Annotated in this window: 15 protein-coding genes; 12 read left to right on the forward strand and 3 right to left on the reverse strand. The window is 58.1% G+C overall.

Translation table 11 applies throughout. From position 1 onward, the window contains the following. Positions 1-152: 152 nt before the first annotated feature. From HAP40_RS03440 to HAP40_RS03455, 4 genes are read left to right on the forward strand one after another with little or no spacing between them, the layout of a single operon-like run. Positions 153-1634 carry an ATP-binding protein gene (locus tag HAP40_RS03440; protein ID WP_166819104.1) on the forward strand — a complete coding sequence of 494 codons (1482 nt, stop codon included), beginning with the start codon at positions 153-155 and terminating at the stop codon, positions 1632-1634. Then, a complete protein-coding gene (locus HAP40_RS03445; RefSeq protein WP_166819103.1) occupies positions 1621-4323 on the forward strand; it encodes a Z1 domain-containing protein in 2703 nt (900 codons plus the stop codon). The genes HAP40_RS03440 and HAP40_RS03445 overlap by 14 nt, the downstream gene beginning before the upstream one ends. Then, positions 4316-5305 (forward strand): PD-(D/E)XK motif protein, encoded by a 990-nt coding sequence (locus HAP40_RS03450; RefSeq protein WP_166819102.1) that lies wholly within the window; start codon positions 4316-4318, stop codon positions 5303-5305. Before HAP40_RS03445 ends, HAP40_RS03450 begins: the two co-directional genes overlap by 8 nt. After that, on the forward strand, positions 5289-7604 hold the full coding sequence (locus tag HAP40_RS03455; protein ID WP_166819101.1) for an AIPR family protein: 2316 nt from the start codon (positions 5289-5291) through the stop codon (positions 7602-7604). The genes HAP40_RS03450 and HAP40_RS03455 overlap by 17 nt, the downstream gene beginning before the upstream one ends. A 7-nt stretch (positions 7605-7611) precedes the next feature. On the opposite strand, the gene HAP40_RS03460 is transcribed toward HAP40_RS03455, so the two are convergent. The 3 genes from HAP40_RS03460 to HAP40_RS03470 form a co-directional block, all read right to left on the reverse strand. Then, entirely contained in the window at positions 7612-9171 is a 1560-nt protein-coding gene (locus HAP40_RS03460; RefSeq protein WP_166819100.1) for a DNA cytosine methyltransferase, read from the reverse strand. 12 nt (positions 9172-9183) lie between these two features. After that, on the reverse strand, positions 9184-9669 hold the full coding sequence (locus HAP40_RS03465) for a very short patch repair endonuclease (RefSeq protein WP_166819099.1): 486 nt from the start codon (positions 9667-9669) through the stop codon (positions 9184-9186). A gap of 160 nt (positions 9670-9829) precedes the next feature. Further along, positions 9830-10513, reverse strand: coding sequence for a site-specific integrase (locus HAP40_RS03470; RefSeq protein WP_166819098.1), 684 nt, complete (start codon positions 10511-10513; stop codon positions 9830-9832). Positions 10514-10572: 59 nt separating this feature from the next. Here HAP40_RS03470 and HAP40_RS03475 point away from each other — a divergent pair, with 59 nt between their 5' ends. From HAP40_RS03475 to HAP40_RS03510, 8 genes are all read left to right on the forward strand, one after another. Continuing rightward, on the forward strand, positions 10573-10755 hold the full coding sequence (locus tag HAP40_RS03475; RefSeq protein WP_166819097.1) for a hypothetical protein: 183 nt from the start codon (positions 10573-10575) through the stop codon (positions 10753-10755). 29 nt (positions 10756-10784) lie between these two features. Continuing rightward, the gene (locus HAP40_RS03480; RefSeq protein ID WP_166819096.1) at positions 10785-12743 is read left to right on the forward strand and encodes an AAA family ATPase; all 1959 of its coding nucleotides are present in this window, start codon (positions 10785-10787) and stop codon (positions 12741-12743) included. A gap of 38 nt (positions 12744-12781) precedes the next feature. After that, the gene (locus HAP40_RS03485; protein WP_166819095.1) at positions 12782-13516 is read left to right on the forward strand and encodes a hypothetical protein; all 735 of its coding nucleotides are present in this window, start codon (positions 12782-12784) and stop codon (positions 13514-13516) included. Positions 13517-13520: 4 nt separating this feature from the next. Beyond that, the gene (locus HAP40_RS03490) at positions 13521-15173 is read left to right on the forward strand and encodes an AAA family ATPase (RefSeq protein WP_166819094.1); all 1653 of its coding nucleotides are present in this window, start codon (positions 13521-13523) and stop codon (positions 15171-15173) included. A 192-nt stretch (positions 15174-15365) separates the two neighbouring features. Then, positions 15366-15779, forward strand: coding sequence for a hypothetical protein (locus HAP40_RS03495; RefSeq protein WP_166819093.1), 414 nt, complete (start codon positions 15366-15368; stop codon positions 15777-15779). Positions 15780-15794: 15 nt separating this feature from the next. Then, entirely contained in the window at positions 15795-16244 is a 450-nt protein-coding gene (locus HAP40_RS03500; protein WP_166819092.1) for a hypothetical protein, read from the forward strand. 5 nt (positions 16245-16249) lie between these two features. After that, the gene (locus HAP40_RS03505) at positions 16250-16978 is read left to right on the forward strand and encodes an SOS response-associated peptidase (RefSeq protein ID WP_166819091.1); all 729 of its coding nucleotides are present in this window, start codon (positions 16250-16252) and stop codon (positions 16976-16978) included. A 96-nt stretch (positions 16979-17074) separates the two neighbouring features. Continuing rightward, positions 17075-18256, forward strand: a complete 1182-nt coding sequence (locus tag HAP40_RS03510; RefSeq protein ID WP_208024824.1) for a sensor histidine kinase — start codon at positions 17075-17077, stop codon at positions 18254-18256. Positions 18257-18265: the final 9 nt, after the last annotated feature.

Genomic DNA, 18265 nt, shown 5'->3' on the forward strand with positions numbered 1-18265 from the left:
GGATGAGAGTGGTCTTGCACTCGCGAATCCGAGACGCGACTGCAGGCACCACAGCTCGCTCGGTCGATGCCTGACCAAAGGCATAGACTCGCCGTCTGTTTTGCGCTCAACTGCAACTTTGACGAGCGCTTATTAGATTTCGCGAAGGAGCCATGGAGTTTACTCGCAACGAGCCGGACGCCGTATCGCTGATGACGACGGCGCGTAGCTTCGGCAACTACGATCTGCCGGGGGCTCTAGCCGATCTTATCGACAACAGCATCAAGGCTCAGGCGCGCAACATCTGGATAGCCTGCCTGTACAACGTTGGCGATCCCAAGGTAACGGTTCTTGATGACGGCTACGGCATGACCCAGAGGGAGCTCCATGCCGCAATGAAGCCGGCAAGTACTAATCCTCTCGCTGAGCGATCACCGGATGACCTTGGTCGATTCGGCTGGGGGCTGAAATCCGCATCGTTCTCGCAATGCAAACGGCTGACTGTCATCACCAGCAAGAATGGGGTGATGTCTGGAGCTGAGTGGGACCTCGACAACGTTCGCGACTGGTCGATGGGTGTCCTTTCAGCCAATGAGTTGAAAGAGGTCGCGCCCCCTGAGCTTCGTCAGCATGCCGGGACGGAAATACGCTGGTCAGACTGCGACAGACTTTCGGACGACGGCACAATCAAGGAAGAGGACTTCAACGACCGAACTGTGCATGCAAGAGACAAGATTGCGCTCATCTATCATCGGTATCTGACCGGCGACGTGCCCAAGCGAAAAACTCTCAAGATCTTCTTCAATGGCCAGGAAATTGAGGGCTTCGATCCATTCTACGAGAAGCACGATGCGACGCAGGAGCTTGAGCGGGAGGTGCTGAAGGTCGGCGATGGCACGATTATAATTCAGCCCTATGTGCTCCCTCACTACTCCAAGATCACGCTTTCCGCATACGAGCGACTCGCGGGCGAAGAAGGGTTTCTACGAAACCAAGGCTTTTACGTCTACAGGAACTATAGGCTGATCATCAGCGGTGAATGGTTCCGACTGGCCAAGTTCGGAGAGCTGTCCCAGTTGATCCGCATCAAGGTGGATATCCCGAACTCGCTTGACGCAATCTGGAAGATCACGATCGACAAGACTGATGTCCAGCTGCCAGCGGTCCTGAGGTATCGCCTGAAGCAGATCGTTGACGGTTTGAAGAAGCGGTCTGCACGCGTCTACCGCTCGAAGGGTGGAAACATAGATGGCCCCAACGCCGAGGCCACCGTCTGGTCTCGTCACGCAAAGAGTGGTGAGATTCACTACTCCATCAACCGCGAACACCCCCTCATTGCAGCACTCTTGGCGATTGACGACGAGAGTACGAAAGGTGCAGCCGTCGCGGTGCTTGACGTGATCGAGCAGAGCTTCCCCGTAATCTCGTTCGGTGACGACGCCGCCAAACGCATGCAGGAAATCCATCAGACCGTTACCGATCCTCATGAGTTCCGGAGACAGGTCGAGGCGGCCATTCCCCTGATGCTGCATGAGGTGGGCGGGGATTTCTCACTTCTGGCCAAAATGATGAAGACGGCCGAACCTTTCTCGAGAAATTGGAAGGCAGTGGCGGAAATACTGAAGGAGAAGGGGTGGACCGATGCGGAATCTTGACAGCGAGCTGGCCTACTTTCGCATCGAGATCGGGCGCAGATTCGTCAAAGAAGTGAATGAATCGCTGCCAATACCCGAAGGGGCCATCCGGACTGCCGTCGAGCAGGGCCCATTCAAGCTCTCTCAGGAGGAGCAGGGAGAGGTCGTTCGGAGCTTGGAAAGCCTCTTCACTCACACGCAAAGGAAAGGCTCGGCGGTTACCAGTGACTACAAGCCTTGGCTCGCGGGCCGCCGTTCGACAATAGATTTCTACTACTGGAATCGGCTTCAGAGATTTTACTTGGAGGGCGGCTCGTTGGCTCCCCAAGTGGTCGCAACACTGGATGCTGTAACCGATGAAGTCCTAGATTATCTCGGCGATCCATCCGATGCAGGCAGCTGGTCGCGTCGTGGCATGGTGATCGGCCACGTTCAATCAGGAAAGACCACGAACTATTCGGCGTTGATCTGCAAGGCTGCAGATGCCGGATATAAGGTTATTATACTGCTGGCAGGCATCACGAATTCCTTGCGATCGCAAACGCAGGAGCGGCTCGATGAGACGTTCATTGGAAGAAAATCGATTTTCCACGCGACTGCGCAGGAAGCTTTGCCGATCATCAACTACGCGGGCACGAAGAGATTCCCTGCATACGGAACTTCGCGCGATCGCGATTTCACAAGGGATGCGGCTGGGGTGTTCTTCAATCTCGCTGCTCATAACGAGCCAATCATCTTTATCACGAAGAAGAACAAGGCTCCCTTGGAGAGCCTGCAGAAATGGCTACGGGAGCAGAGTCACGGGCAGAAGATCGACTTTCCGCTGCTCCTTATCGACGACGAGGCTGACAATGCTTCGATCAATACCCAAAAGGACCCGAAGGCGACTACCGCAATTAATGGAGCAATTCGGCAGATATTAAATCTGTTTTCGCGGTCATCGTACGTCGGCTACACGGCAACGCCATTTGCGAACATTTTCATTGATCCGGACAGCGATCAGCAGATGCTGTCTGATGATCTGTTTCCGCGCAACTTCATCAAGGAGCTCGATCCGCCGTCAGCATATGTGGGGGCCGCAAGGGTCTTTGCGGAGTCCGGTGATCTGAGAAAGACGCATGTGGTTCAGGTCGATGAGAGAGACTTTGACGCCATCCTGCCGCTCTCGCACAAGCGCGACATCCAGATTAATCAGCTTCCGTCGTCGCTGTATGTTGCCATCAGGATGTTTGTGCTTGCCCGGGCAATCCGCATCCTCCGTGGTGACGGCAAGAAGCATTGCTCGATGATGATAAACGTAAGTCGGTTTAACGACGTGCAGGAAAAGGTGTTGGGGCTCGTCTACGACTATCTGCAGAGGCTGAAGAACTCCGTCACGGTGAATGGGGGCCTTAAGCCGGGTCAGATCAGCGATGCTAACATCAAGGAATTGAAGGTCGACTTCGAGCGGGAATACGCATCCTGCGGGTTCACTTTCGAGGAGGTCCTGCGGACTGCAACCGAATCCATCTCGACGATGAAGCCAATTACCGTAAACATGAAGGGCGGTAAGCTCGACTACCAGCAAAACAGGGCAAACGGCCTACATGTCATTGCAATCGGCGGACTGGCCCTGTCGCGCGGGCTCACGCTGGAAGGCCTCGTGATTTCTTACATTCTGCGAAATACGGCCACGTCGGACACCCTCATGCAGATGGCACGGTGGTTTGGTTATCGACCCAACTATGAAGACCTGTGCCGAGTCTATCTTCCTAAGGAATCGCTTGACCACTATGTAGAGATACATGAGGCAATTGAAGAGCTGCGTTCGGAGGTTCGGAGGATGCAGCTTGCAGGTCTGACGCCAAGGGAGTTTGGCCTGCGCGTTCGCGAAAGTCCGACGGCCATTCGCATTACTGCTGCGAACAAGATGCGCAGTGCTTCCGCGCTGACCCTCGCGCAGGACTACTCGATCCGACATATCGAGGGCCATTCGCTGGTGAATGACAACGATGTGAATCTGAGGAATCTCGACGCCGTTAAGACGCTGGTTGCCAAGATCGGGTCGGCGGGCTGCAGGTCAGATCACCGGGACAGAGCGCTTTTCTGGTCCGGGGTTGATGGCAATGAGATCGTTGCCTTGCTGAAGGCGTTTCGATTCTCGGAAGCGCACCCCGACCTCGGTCGCATATCGCAGGATGCAAGCCTGGTGCAGGACTACATTTCCGATCGGTTGAAAGCGGACCTGAAGACGTGGGATGTCTGCATTCCGCATCCTGCGGGTGGTACTGGTCAGCAGGTGATCGATGGCCACTCGTTCCAACTCCGGGAAAGAGAATCAGGCGACATCAATGGAGGAGCCTATCGAGTGACGGGTTCGAAGCATCGAGTTGCCGATCCTAACGATGCACAGCTCGGCCTGTCGAAGGAGCAGGTAGAGGCCGCGCTGGCGGAAAAGGACAAGGAGGGCGGCCTGAGGGGTGATCGTGCGTTCTGCGCCCAGCGGACGCAGCCCATGCTTCTGATCCATATATTCAAGAACAACGGGCAGCAAAAGCTCAAGATCGAGGATCCTATTGTTTCGCTGAGCTTTTGCCTTCCTCCGACCAAGGTTGCAGCCAAGAGCAGACTCTATCAAGTCAACAAGGTCTATCAGAAGCAGATGCTGGATCTCTTCGCCGACCAAGAGGACGATGACGAGGCAATTTTGGAGGCGACGGTAGATGCCTGATCAGTGGAGTGAAATACCGGCGAGTTCGCATCCAGGTCTTAACAATGTTCGCCGTGTGGAGGTGCGCTATCCACTCGATTTTCGACGAGGCAAGGATTTCCACGGGCGCTATATATTTGTTCTGGAGGGAGCCTGCGAGAAGGCACAAATGCCGACTCCGCCGAAGCTTGCTGGTATCGACGTAGCTACATTCTTCGACGAGGCCGAAAACTGCCGGCTGACATTGACCCTCCTGGATTCGGAGTCTCTGGAGATATTCCGAGCCCTGTGTCACGACCTTCTTTCTGCGACCGCGAAACTGCCGCGAGGGGACAATGGGACCGGGTTGCTCGTTGTGCTCGCACGGCTCTACGAGTGGCAGAAACTTCTGAAGCGCAGGTATGAGAAGGTACTATCAACTCAGGAAATGATCGGCCTGTTCGGCGAGCTACTGTTTCTGAGAGACTGCCTTATGCCAGTGATGGGTCTTGAGGCGCCGAGTTCATGGAGAGGTGCATTCAGAGAAGAACAGGACTTTGTGATCGGCAACTGGATCATCGAGGTAAAGACGCAACTTAGCACTGCCGATCAACGAATCTTCGTCAGTTCCGAGGCGCAGCTCGACACGTCGTCGGGGAATATACTGCTTTGCCATCAGATTCTCGGAGCGTCCATGACGGGCAGTCCAAGCTCCCGGAGCCTGAATCAAATCGTGGACGAAATAGCTGCACTCCTTGGCCCCGCCGAGTCACCGCCCGGGTTGGAATTCCAGCTTGGATTACTGAAGGCAGATTACACCAGACGCTCCGAATATGACGAGAGGCACTGGGTGCTCGCATCGCGCAGGCTCTTCTCGGTGGAGGACGGATTTCCGAGGATCACGCCAGCAACTCTCGCGCAGGGGATTGAACGGGTTTCCTACCAAATAAGAGTGGAGGAATGCCTGCCCTTCGAGACAGACCTGGATAAGGCCATGGAGCAGGTAGTTGGTAAACGAATCTGATATTGCGACCGCGTACAAGGAATTTTGGGAAGACGTCTTTCTGGAAGCGGACTCCTCAGCGAGTCCCCAGCCGGAGGCGTTCTTCAATCTCTATTCGCGTCTTGCAACCCTTACAGGCGAGTGCACCGACCTGACCTACTCGCCGGCAAAGAAGGAGGGACGGGGCGGTTATCAGGTGGATGGGTACGCGCTCGAGACTGAGACGGGCGAGCTCTATCTTGCAGTCTGCGATCTCAGAAGCAGCACCGAAGTCGAGTCGTTGAATGCCGGCCAAATCGAGGTTCTAATACAGCGGGTGAGGTCCTTTCTCGAGCGGGCGATCAAGCCGGAGTTCATTCAGGAGCTTGAGGAGACCAGTCCCGCATTCGAGGCGGCCTATCCTGTCTACTCGAACTACCGAGCGATCAGGCGCATTCGCATCGTCATCTTTTCCAATGCGCGGCTGGCTACCCGACGACCTCCTGAGGCAACGGGGGAGATCATCGGACATCCGGCCGTGTTCAGTGTGCTTGATCTCGCTCGGTACGATGGAATCAAGAAGTCCAAGGGGCAGATCGAGCCGATTGAAATAGACCTCGCCGAACTCAACGGTTCACCGCTTCCCTGCCTCAAGGCGCACACCGATGCCGGCGACTATTCTGCGTTCTTGGTCGCGATGCCCGGGCCGCTGCTGGCGAAAATATACAGCCTTTATGGGCCACGTCTGCTTGAACAGAATGTGCGAACATTTCTTCAGGCAAAGACGAAGGTCAATCGCGGAATCATTGAAACCATTGTCTCTAACCCGAGGAGATTTTTTGCCTACAACAACGGCATTACGGCTACCGCTTCCAGTCTTGAAACAAATAGGCTGGATGATGGCTCGCTCGCAATTCAATCAATAAGAAACTTGCAGATCGTCAACGGCGGGCAGACGACGGCATCGATACTTTACGCAAAGGATAGATCGGGCGCGGATCTTCAGGATATCTGGGTGCCGATGAAGCTTTCGGTTGTGGCGCCCGAGTACTTAGAGGAAATGGTACCGAAGATTTCCCGATACGCGAACACGCAGAACAAGATCAACGAGGCTGATTTCTTCTCCAGTCATCCGTTCCACTTAAAGCTCGAACAGATATCAAGACGACTTATGGCCCCGCCGAAGCCAGGCTTCCTTTCTGGTTCAAAGTGGTTCTACGAACGTGCGCGCGGGCAGTACAATGACCAGCTTGCCTACGGAACGCCTGCTGCGCGAACCAAGTTCGAGCATGAGTATCCAAAGGATCAAAGGATCGACAAGACCGAATTGGGCAAGTTCGAGTTGACGTTCCAGTGTCAGCCGAACGTCGTCAGCTTGGGCGAGCAGAAATGCTTCATCGAATTCGCCGAACATATCGGAAAGAAATGGGAGGAAAACGAGGCGTCGTTCGATGACGAGTGGTTCAAGAGAGCCGCGGCAAGAGCCCTCGTGTTTCGCTGGACGGATCGGATGGTCGCGACCTCGGATTGGTACAGGTCGGACCGGGGCTTCAAGGCGCAGATCGTCACATATTCGATAGCCTGGCTCGTCTCCTACCTCGCGCGCGTTCGCAAGTCGGAGATCTCGCTTGAAATGATCTGGAACACCCAGACCATATCGGAAGAGCTCGGTCAGGGTCTGCTTGAAGTCGCCCGGCAGGTAGCAAGAAAGATCAAGGACACGCCTCCCAACGTCAAGAATATAGGCGAATACTGCAAGCAGGAGGCATGCTGGAGTGCTATTCAGAGCGCTCACTTCATCGTTCCCCAACAGCTTGGCCCGGAAGTCAGACGTGTTGGAGGATCGAATGGTGCTGAGACGGCCGCCATTCTCGAGACGCGCGCCTCGCGGATCTCGGCGGCTAATGTCGAGCGTGATGATCTGATTCTAAGTCTTCGTCAGCTGATGGATGGGAGCGCGAGAGATCGCGACGATCTGATTGGAGAGCTCGCTAGGCTATCCGGATACGAGCGTACCGGCTCCCGCGTCAGGGAGGAGATGACGAACGTCATTCGCACCGCCGTTCGCCGTGGTATCCTGAAGAGCAATGGCGAACAGATCACGATCGGGGCACGCACTATCTCCGACTACGACCGGGAGTTTCTGAAGGACCAGTTCCTGGCCTCGATGCAGGGAAGAAGCTGGACGGAGAGGTCGGAAAGCATCCGCATGTTTGCTCGGTGGCTGGGCTTTCGTCGAACCGGGCCCTATATCGAGGACGCCGCCAAGTCACTGATCAACGGTCTAATCCGGGAGGACAGGTTGGAGAGCGACGGTTCGGAAATTCGGCGCCGAGGTTGATCGTAGTCTAAGTCGCCTTCTTAACGACATTGGCTACAACCTCGGCAATCTGCAGGGCTAAGTAGGGAGGCACTGCATTGCCGACCTGAACGTACTGTTGCGTTCGATTGCCCGTGAAATAGTAGTTATCCGGAAATGTCTGAAGTCGCGCAGCCTCCCTCACCGTAAGGCTGCGGCACTGGAGCGGATCCGGATGAATAAAGTAGTGACCGTCCTTTGCGATGTGACTTGTGATAGTGCTCGACGGCCGATCGTCGAGCTGAACCCTGAAGCGGTCCGAGAATTTTCCAGTCTTCCAGTTGCGGTGTGATGGCGAGAGGCTCGCTGGGAAATCTGACGCTTTCGGTGATCGGCCACGAACCGCGCCAAAAATCGCAGAGAAGAGATACCGCGTGAGATCCGCGGGCATATGCGTGCGCGTCTCACTGTTGGGGGCGGCTTCTATTTTTGAGTCGAGTAGCCACCTTCTCAATCTTGGGGCAGCTGTACTCCCGATTGATGGCGGTTCGGAGGCGACTCGATGAAGTTTAGAAGCTGTATCTCGAAATCGCGCCTGAATCTTCTTAGCGCGATCAGCAATGTCCGTCAGGTCATGGTTTGAGTCCGACAGCTTCACAATTCTGGAAAGCGACGAGGAGACTTCACTGACCCATCGATCATGGCTGTCATTTTTGCTGAGACCGCTGCGTAATCTCGGCATACCAGAAAGTACGCTGCGCACGATCTGCGGATCTGGCGGAGACTTGGACGTGTGGTCATCTGCGGTCAGATCGATAGCGTCCTGCACTTCGATATCTGCTCGGACTCCGATCACTATTACGCGGTGACGGGCCTGAGGGACTCCGAACTCTTCGGCGCGGACTACGAACGATCGGTGATGACTAGGGACTGCAAGCGTCATTCGGCCCTCGGCGGTCGATGACAGCGCAAAGAGCCGATAGCTGTTTTTGCGTCCTCCGGCATCCCGCAGGTCTGAAAGGACGAGGTCGAAGATCTCCTTGCCATCGACGGATGATGAGATCATCCCCTTGACGTTTTCCATTACGAATACAGCCGGCTGAAGCTGGTGGATGACCTCTATGTATTCTCGATAGAGAAAGTGTCTCAGGTCGTTGCGAGCCTTGTATCCCTTGATTCCTCGGTTCCGGGCGCGCCCAACGAGCGAATACGCTTGGCATGGAGGCCCGCCGATCAGAACTGACCTTGTCGACGCGGTTTTCCGAAGTTCAGTCAGCCGCGGCCTCAACACGGCTTTTGCTGTTGATGTACCAAGTTCGAGCCGAAGAGCCTCGTGGCATGCGGCTTCCCATTCCTTCGGATAGAGGTGCCCCCAGTCGGGCGACGAGGTCGCGCCGTTGATGAACGAATAATACTCCTTTGGAAACTTTTGACCAAACTGCCGCAGGAAGCTGCGCAGACGGAGGGTCTCAAAAGCCGAGGGCTCCTTCTCGACCGAAAGCGCAATTGCAAATGGGTGCTGGCCACGGCTGTCGCAGAACGCCGAAAATCCCTCTCCTAAGCCACCGGGACCGGCAAATAGATCGACAACCGGAAACGCTGGTTTCATCAAGGTGCGATCTCAGTTCTTCGATCTGGTGTTACGACGGCGAGGGATTGCCTTGGGGATCTGAAGGTGCCGCTTTTGGGAGGCGATCGCCTGCTGAAGCAGGCGCGGTAGCCCAGATTTGCCTTGCGCATCGGCCTTCACGCTACATTCCCAGACAACCAAGGTCCTCCAGCCCGCCTCGTCGAGTTGCCCGAGCGCTTCCATGTCCCGCCGAATGTTATTCTGAAATTTGGCCTGCCAAAAGGGCGCATTGGTCTTGGGCGTTGTCGCAAAACGGCAACCTGGATGCCTATGCCAGAAGCAGCCGTGAACCAGTATCGCCAGCCTGTGTCGCGGCAGCACGATATCAGGTTTGCCTGGCAAGTCGCGACGGTGAATCCTAAAGCGGAATCCTAATGTATGAAGCATCCTCCTGACAGCCCGCTCCGGCGCAGTATTCTTGCCTTTGATCGATGCCATCATGCGACTGCGTGTCGCCGGCGCGATCTTTTCAACCATCGACCTTCTCTGATCTGCTCTTTGCAACTCCGCCGACTGTTAACTGGTTCGTGGCATTTCGTACAGGTCCTAGACATTCAGGCCTGACCGGCCAGTTTCCGATAGACCGTCGTTTGGCCTCCATCTCTCACACGTATTCGCAGGGACGCGGGTGCGGCATTCAGCCCCTCATCACGATCGCTTCGGCGCGATCTTTGGCCTCCTCGACGTTCATCCTGGCTTCGAATAGGTAGCCGTAGATATCGAAGGTTTGAATGATCGATGCGTGGCCCATCATCGCTTGAATACGCTTAGGTGAAAAATCGGCCTCGATCCAGAGCGCGGCGCAAAAGTGCCGCAAGGCATGCATGCCGAATTTCGCAACAAGCTTGCTGCCTTGCTTACCTTTGTCGTTGACGACCTTCTGCTTGGTGACCCCAGCTTCGATCTGTGCCAAGCGAAGGAACCGATTCATCAGGTTGGCGTGATTTTGCACCGTCCCTCGAGATGTCGCGAACACTAGACCGAGATCGCTCCTTGGACACCTTAGCTTCCATTCTTTAAGAGCCTTCTCGGTGGTGGCGTTCATGACGATGTCGCGTGTCCCGGCGTCAGACTTCGGCTGAGCGACGATTCCCCACCGGTCGGCGCGCTTGGTGATCGTGATCAAGCCCTTCTTGAAGTCGACGTCGGCCCAGCATAGGGCGCGCAGCTCGGATCCTCGCAGACCACAGAAAATCAGCACGAAGAGCATGGCCAAGTAGTCGGCCCACTTCTCCGCCGTGGTTTCGATGAGGGCCTTCACCTCCTCCACCGAGGGCATCGGTGGGCGCTTCTTCTTCTTTTTGTGCTTGTACGGCGTCAAGGAGACGACGTTCTTGATGACCCATCCTTTCGTCTGGGCGTACGATCGCCGACGATCTGTTGGGCAACCCGTCGCACAGTGGCGACGGGCTTGTCCCGCGCGTCGACTATTGGTTTCACGGGCACGTCCACGCGCCGACCGATTACCGGATCGGCACGACCCGCGTGGTCTGCAACCCGCATGGTTACGCCGACGAGGTGCCCGGATTCGATCCGCGCCTGATTTTCGATATCGAGTCGTGATCGTCGCAAGAGGAGCGAGTCTGGAGACAATGCCGAACGACGAGCCCGAGAAGGTCACGGAGACCGACTTCGATCTAGAGGAGCTGGATGAACCCGTGGCCGGCGACGACAGCTACCTGAAGAGCAGTGCGCGTTTGGCCATCGCGGCTGCGGCCTTCGAGGGGGCGGTGTCGCCATCTGTTCGCCGAAAGATTGTGGCTCGAAAGAACCCGACCGCGGTTGTCATCAGAGTGCCGACGCCGGCATGGATCGGGCCAATCGGAGCCTATTGGTCGAAACACTTCGGCGCTGCGTGGAAGCAAGTTCTGAGAGATGGTTCCGATAACCGTCGCCATAGTGCGGACAAGGGATCGGACGAGGTCGCGCTCGAACTGACTGAGCGCTCCGTCGTGGGTATCGCCGCCGATGCAAGAATTCTTCCTGCTACCCTCGTTGCCGCGGCCGACTTTCGGATCAACATCGCGCTGCCGTCCGGCGAGCTCATGGCTGAGGCAGTCGCACGCTATCACGGCAAGCCGCACGATTGCGACTTCTCGAAGATCTCAGTCCTCGGATTGGATTTTCCGGACATTCTTGCGAGCTTTCGTGCCAACTCGTCTCCCCGCGAAATCCGGAGACGCCTCGCCGCGATATCGGCCAAGACGAGCCTCGACAATGTGTCTCAATCGCTGCCGGATCTCAAGACGGCCGTCGAGTACGGAGAGGCGAGGCGATGGGCGCTGAACCTAGCGCAGGATATCGAGGATTTTCGCGCTGGTAGGATCCCGTGGTCAGCTATCGATCGCGGCGCCGTCGTCTACTCAAAAGATCCGGGGCTCGGTAAGTCGCTTTGGGCCAGGATGGTCGCGGCGTCGTGCGGCATAAAAATCGTCGAATCCAACGTAGCGGACTGGGCATCGTCTGGATCTGGTTATCTTTCGGACGTGATTCGTGCCGAAAGGCAAGTCTTCGCCGCCGCACGTGCTCTGGCATTGCAGTCGCAAGCGCCCTGTCTGCTCTTTCTGGATGAAATCGACGCGATCCCGAATCGAGACAAGATGTCGGATCGGAATAGAGACTTTTGGACGGTCGTTCTGGGAGACGTACTTTCCAATTTAGACAATGGTCTTGCCGTGGACGGCGACGGTTGGGATGAAGGGGAGAACAAGCGCGGACGGATCATAGTGATCGGCGCTACCAACCGCATTGCCGACCTGGATCCCGCACTGATGCGTCCTGGTCGGCTCGAAAGGGCCATCGAAATTAAGCGCCCCAACTACGATGGAACACTCAATATTCTTCGCTATCACGTGGCAGGAGACATCCCCGACGGCGATCTCGGCGAAATCGCCGTACTGATCGAGAACGCCACCGGTGCGGAAATCATGCAGTGTGTACGCGAGGCCCGCCGTCTCGCACGGCGGCGAAAGGGAACCTTGTCGTCGGCAGACTTGCGCGCAGCCGCGCTTCCTAGGAGCGATCTGGATCCGGAGACGCTCTGGCGCATCTGTATCCATGAAGCGGGACACGCGATCGGTACCCTGGCATCGAAAAGCGGTGCTGTGAAGCGATGCGTCGTTCGCGAGAATGGCGGTGGGCTGGGAGAGACGTTGATCGAGAACGTCGACCTAGTTCTGCCGACGAAAGACGACATAGAGAACCGCGCAGTCGCAGTTCTGTGCGGTCGGGCCGCAGAGGAAGCAGTATTCACGAAGGCTTCCTCGAATGCAGGTGGCGACTTGAAGAGCGACTTGGCGATCGCCACTCGCTTGGTGAGCAGTCTATATACGTCCGTGGGCTTGGGGGGATCGCTCGCCTACTTGGCCGATTCGAATGAGGTGGTCGAACTGCTTCGGAACGACCGCCTACTCAGGCTCAAGGTCGAAAAGCACCTCGCGGTCCTCCATCGACGAGCGCGCAACTTGATGCGGCGACATCGAGAGGCCGTGACGGCAGTCGCGGAGTCGGCGTCGTCTTCGGAACGGACTACGCCGGCATCCGCTTCGTAGAAAGCGCGCTGCTCGACGCCCGACGGGTCAAGGACAGGTTGGTCGACGTCGAAATCAAGAACTACGGGTCCAAGAAGGACATGCTCGACGACGTCAAGAAGTCGACGAAGGGGACGCGCGCTTCCAAGGTGATCGTCGTCTCTCCGGAGACCCCGTGGCGTCCGGAATGGGTCGTCGAGGCCGAGCGGGCCAGTCGCGTCCGCAAAGGCGAAGTGCGCTTGATCTTCGTCGGAGATCCCGCGCATGCCGAGGAGTGGTCGAGAGATCGTACGGTGCTTCAGCGGGTGCTTCCCCAGATCAAGATCGTCAAATTGCGACCTTGGGCTAGATCCTACCTCGGCAGCCGCCTCGAATCGCTGCAACTTTCCGGCGATCTCGTCGATCGAATCTTCCGGGCCACGGGAGGGTGGTCCGAGATCGCAGGCCCGCTACTCTCGCGGATCGCCGAAGACGGCCGGCGCGCGCCGGACCTGGTCGAGCGCGAGAAGGAGACGGTCTTGTCGTCGACGGATCTCCTTGATCGGCTCGGCATTCCCCGTCAGCTGATTGGCTTCTACCGCGACCTGGCCGCATATGCCGACGGCTCGACCATCACGACCACGGACTTTCAGAGCCTCTGCACGTTCGACGGCCGCAACATCTCGCCGCGAGTGGTGGGAATCTACAGCGACCTGCTTGGCATCATCTCCTTTCCTCCAGATCAATCGGGTCAGGGGATCCGCAAGGTCGATCTCAACCCCCTGGTTCATGCCGCACTGCTTCGGCCGGAGTGATTAGATGGATCGCCTCCACGTCTGGTGGGACCTCCCTGGCCCTGCCAGTGTCATCGGCAAGATCGTGCAGTCGGTGGAAAACCGCGAAAGGGTGCTTTGTCTGGCGGCGCCGGACCCGCGCCCATCCGGGCTCACAGGTGCGATCGGACGCAAGCTCAGGGGCGAGCTCTCGTTGGAATGCGCCACGCTCGACGTGTCGCGCGAAGACCAGACGCAACCCATTCCCCATCTTCTGGCAGGAGCCCTCGGGATCTCCGCCGTCGAGATCGGCTCGGTCGGCGAGTTCGCGTCCCATCCGAGCCTCGCCGACCAGGTCCTCGTCGTTGACGGCATTGGGCGCGACAGCTTGCGGCGTTGGGGCCTGTTCCTGCGACAACTGCACCTGTCGCGTTCCGAAGAGATCGTAGTCGGCCCCATCCTGATCGTTCTGCTGCCGGCCGGGCTGACCCGCGAAGAGACCACGGTGCTCCGCGGTTCTGCGCGATCGCTGACGACGCAAGGCGCCGTCGGCCGCTACGACGCGATCAGTTACGCCGCGCAGATCGGTACCCGACCATCGGCCGATCTGGCATCCCGCGTCGGACATGCGACGACGATCGAAGTTGCCGCCTGGTCGCGCGAAGTCTTGGAGCGCATGCTGGCGTGGGAGGTTTCGGATCAGATCGATCCGCTCCCGCTGCTGGAACGCGCTGCCGTCGCGTCGGAAGTCCGCTTTCCGTGCTGGGAGAACGGCTTGGTCGACTACTGGGAGGACGAACCGGCCGCTCACGCGATCGGCGCCATCAAATACGGGATGCACGAGCACCTCCGCCGAAGGATGTGGAGCGCTCAGGCCGGCGTCCTTCTCCCGTTCGCATATCGAATCCTGCGATCCCTGATCGGGCGACACAAGGAGTACCTCGCGAAATTGGTGTCGCCCGAAAAGCCATGGATGAAGAAGTACGGATCGCGTGAAGTTGCCGTCACCGACTATCGGAAGCTCGAATTCTACGATCTGCAACAGCTTGCCGACGGCGTCATGTCGCCGGAAGAGAGGGAGCTCAGACGCGTCGCCCAATTCATGCGCAACAAGGTCGCCCATCCCGATCTACTCAATCCCGATCAGATATCGAAGATCTCCGATTACTACGAAGCTCACCGCGATCTGATCGAAGGGGACGTTCCGGGCTGGAATTGGCCTCGATGCGGCCAGACCATGATTTTGACCGTAGGCCCCTCGGGAGGAGGAAAGTCGACGTGGTCGTCCGAACAGGGTGTCGAAATCGTCTCTTCCGACGAGATCAGGCGGGAGATCAGCGCGGACGGCGAAACGCCCGGCAGTCAGGCAGGCATCTTTCATCGCGTTCGGATCGCCAGCTCCAAGATCATGGAGGATGGACGGGATGTCATCGTCGACGCCATGCACATCGAGGCGGAGCATCGTCTTCGGCAGATCTCGATCGCCCCTGCGGACATGGGCATCAAGTATGTGATCATCGACCGTCCTCTGTCGGAAAAACTGAGGGACGCCGGCTGGCGATCGGGGCGCGGGATCATCGAGAAGTACCACGAGCTATTCCCCGATAAAGTCGCGGCTGCGCTGAACGGAGACGATCGCCCGGGCGTCGATGTCCTGGATCTGCGCACCCAAGGGGCGGTCGACCCTGCCGCTACGTAGGGCGGCGGGCGGCCACGGTTTACGGATGGCGCAGCGCCCGTGCCAGATCGAGGAAACCTGAGATGTGCGACCTTTACAGGACGCCGCGTTGGGACCGACCTTGTCCGGTTGCGGTGGGCGTCATCGGCGATGTCGTAAATTTCGCCCCCACCCGACTCGACTCCACTGTTCCTGATATGTTCTAATCATGCGATGACCGACCGACCCGCCAGCTGGCGCTTCCCCACCAGGCAGCAGATGGAAAAGCTCGTCTCCTCTCCCGCAATGGTACGAGAAACCTCGCCCACGCGGGCCGTAGGACCGGCAGACGACCTGCCGCCCGAATACTGGCAGGCTGTTTTGGAGGACCCCCGTATCGCTGCGAGCCCGACTCGCTGCGCCTCCGGACGAACGCTGCGGCTGAGCCGGATTCCTGAGCATATTCTGAGGGTCGGCTGCCGCCGCTGCGGCCGAACCGTCGAGATCCAGAAGGTCGATGCCGTTCGGCTCTACGGCCCTGACGCGGTCTGGAGGGACGTCGGGCAGCGGCTGCTGGACAACACGTGTTCGCAGCGGACCGGGCGACATGAGGAAGACGGCTGCTGGCCGTCGTTCGAGGGCGCCTAGCCCGGCGGGACGGCCATGGCCCCCAAGCACCACCCGACCCCGTTGTCCGGAGGCGACCGCAAGGCTCTCGCCAAGGAACTCGGCCGGGCTCGGGCAATGACGTCGATCCTCGCTGCGCAGTCGGCCGAAGCCCGCGCGAAGGGCGAGACCTTGATCCGGGCGGCCGACAAGCTGCTGTGCGAATCCTGGAACGAGCGGATGTGGGCCAATGGCGAGCCGATCGACCCCTCGCCAACGATCGACCAGGCCCTGAATGGGGGATACCCCTGGATCGAGATCGAATGCTCGCGCTGCAGGACCAAGCGGGACGTCGACATGGCCGCGCTGCGCCATCCGCCGACCACTTTCGTGCACGACCTAGCGAGCCGTCTCCGCTGCAGCAAGTGTGCTAAGGCCGGGCGGCGGCCGCCGGCCACGCTGCTGCAGCTGGCGCAGCGGGCCCGCCATCCGGATCCGGAGACCTGACCAACGTGTGCAATTTGTACTCGATCACCACCAACCAGGCCGCCATCGGCGCGCTGTTCCGGGTGGTCAACCGTTACGTCGGCAATCTCGCGCCGATGCCGGGCGTCTTTCCCGACTATAGGGCACCGATCGTCCGGACAGGCGCCGACGGACGCGAGCTCGCCACCGCGCGCTGGGGAATGCCGTCGTCGTCGAAGGCGCTGATGGACGCGACGAAGAAGCGCGCCGAGAAGCTGCAAGCCAAAGGCAAGACGGTAGACTTCAAGGAATTGCTCCGGATGGAGCCGGATTCCGGAATAACCAACATCCGCAACGTGAAGAGTAGACACTGGACCCGATGGCTGGGCGTCGAGAACCGTTGCGTCGTCCCGTTCAACTCATTCAGCGAGTTCAACAAGACCGAGGGCGGCGACATCTGGTTCGCGCTCGACGAGACCCGCCCGCTGGCCTGCTTCGCCGGCATCTGGACCAACTGGACTTCGGTCAGGAAGGTGAAAGAGGGCGAGACCACCAACGATCTCTATGCGTTCCTGACGACGGAGCCGAACGCGGAAGTAGGCGCCATCCACCCGAAGGCGATGCCGGTGATCCTGACCACGCCGGAAGAGGTCGAGATCTGGATGACGGCGTCTCCGGATGAGGCCCTGAAGCTGCAGCGACCGCTTCCGAACGGCGCCCTCCGGATCGTCGCCCGCGGCGTGAAGGAAGACGCGGCTCGGTCTGCGTGCCGCTAATCTGACTTCAAGCATAAATGCCTTCGGGCTTAGCTAGGCCTCCGGCTTGATAGTTCCTCAGAGCGAGCGCCTCCCGACCGAAACACATGGACATCGATGTCCGCAAAGCGCACGGTGCCCGAAAATCGAAATCACAGAGTATTCGTGAAAGCTGATCTGCATAGGGCCGAGGAGGATCGTCTTGGTGCCCTCCGGCGGTATGGCATTCTCGACTCGCTGCGAGAGGCAGATTTCGACGAAATCGTGAAGGTCGCCTCCGCCATCTGCGGCACGCCAATCTCCGTCATCAATTTGATCGACCATGGCCGCCAATGGTTCAAGGCGGAGGTCGGGTTGGGTGTCCGGGAAACGCCGCTGGACAGCTCAATCTGTGCGCATGCGATTTTGCAGCCCGGCCTATTCATCGTACCCGACACCACCCTGGATTCGCGTTTCGCTGATAATCCGCTGGTCACGGGTGACCCGCATTTGCGGTTTTATGCCGGTGCGCTCTTGGAGACGCCTGATGGCTTTCCGCTCGGTACCGTTTGCGTGCTCGATTACAAGCCACGCGAGCTTGACGATACTCAGAAGTCTTTCTTGCGATTGATGGCCAATCAAGTGATGAAGTTGCTTGAACTACGCCGGATCAGCGAGGCCGAACACGCCGCCAGAGTCGAGGCCGAAGACCTGGTCAAGGAAAAAGAGACGTTGATGCGCGAAGGCGATCACCGGCTCATGAATTCATTGCAACTTGTCCAATCGATTTTGGCGCTCCAGAGCCGCAGAGCGACCAACGAAGAAACAAAGAATCAGCTTGATATGGCCAGCAATCGCGTGCTCGCCATCGCAACCGTCCACAAGCAGCTGCACCTGACCGGGAGCCATGAAGAGATCGAAATCGATACCTTCATGTGTAGACTCTGCGCAAGCCTCAAGCACACGGCACCGGCTCAGATCACTGCGATCAATGTTGACGCGGAGAACGCCAGTGTCCGATCGGACGTGGCGAGCGGGTTAGGTCTTTTGGTGGCGGAGTTGGCCACGAATAGTTTCAAATATGCTTATAACCCGGGTCAGACCGGCTCTGTCGATGTAAGTTTCAGGACCACCGCGAGCGGATGGATATTGAAAGTGTCTGATCAAGGGCAAGGATTGCCGGCCGGATTTGACGTCGATCAGAGTAAGGGATTCGGCATGCAGGTCGTAAAAGCATTCGTGCGAAGACTAGATGCAGCAATGACAGTATCGTCTCGGCCAGGATGTACCGCGTTCGAGATTGTCCGCGGGTCCAATTGATGGCCAGTC

This window comes from Bradyrhizobium sp. 1(2017), from assembly GCF_011602485.2.
Taxonomy (GTDB): domain Bacteria; phylum Pseudomonadota; class Alphaproteobacteria; order Rhizobiales; family Xanthobacteraceae; genus Bradyrhizobium.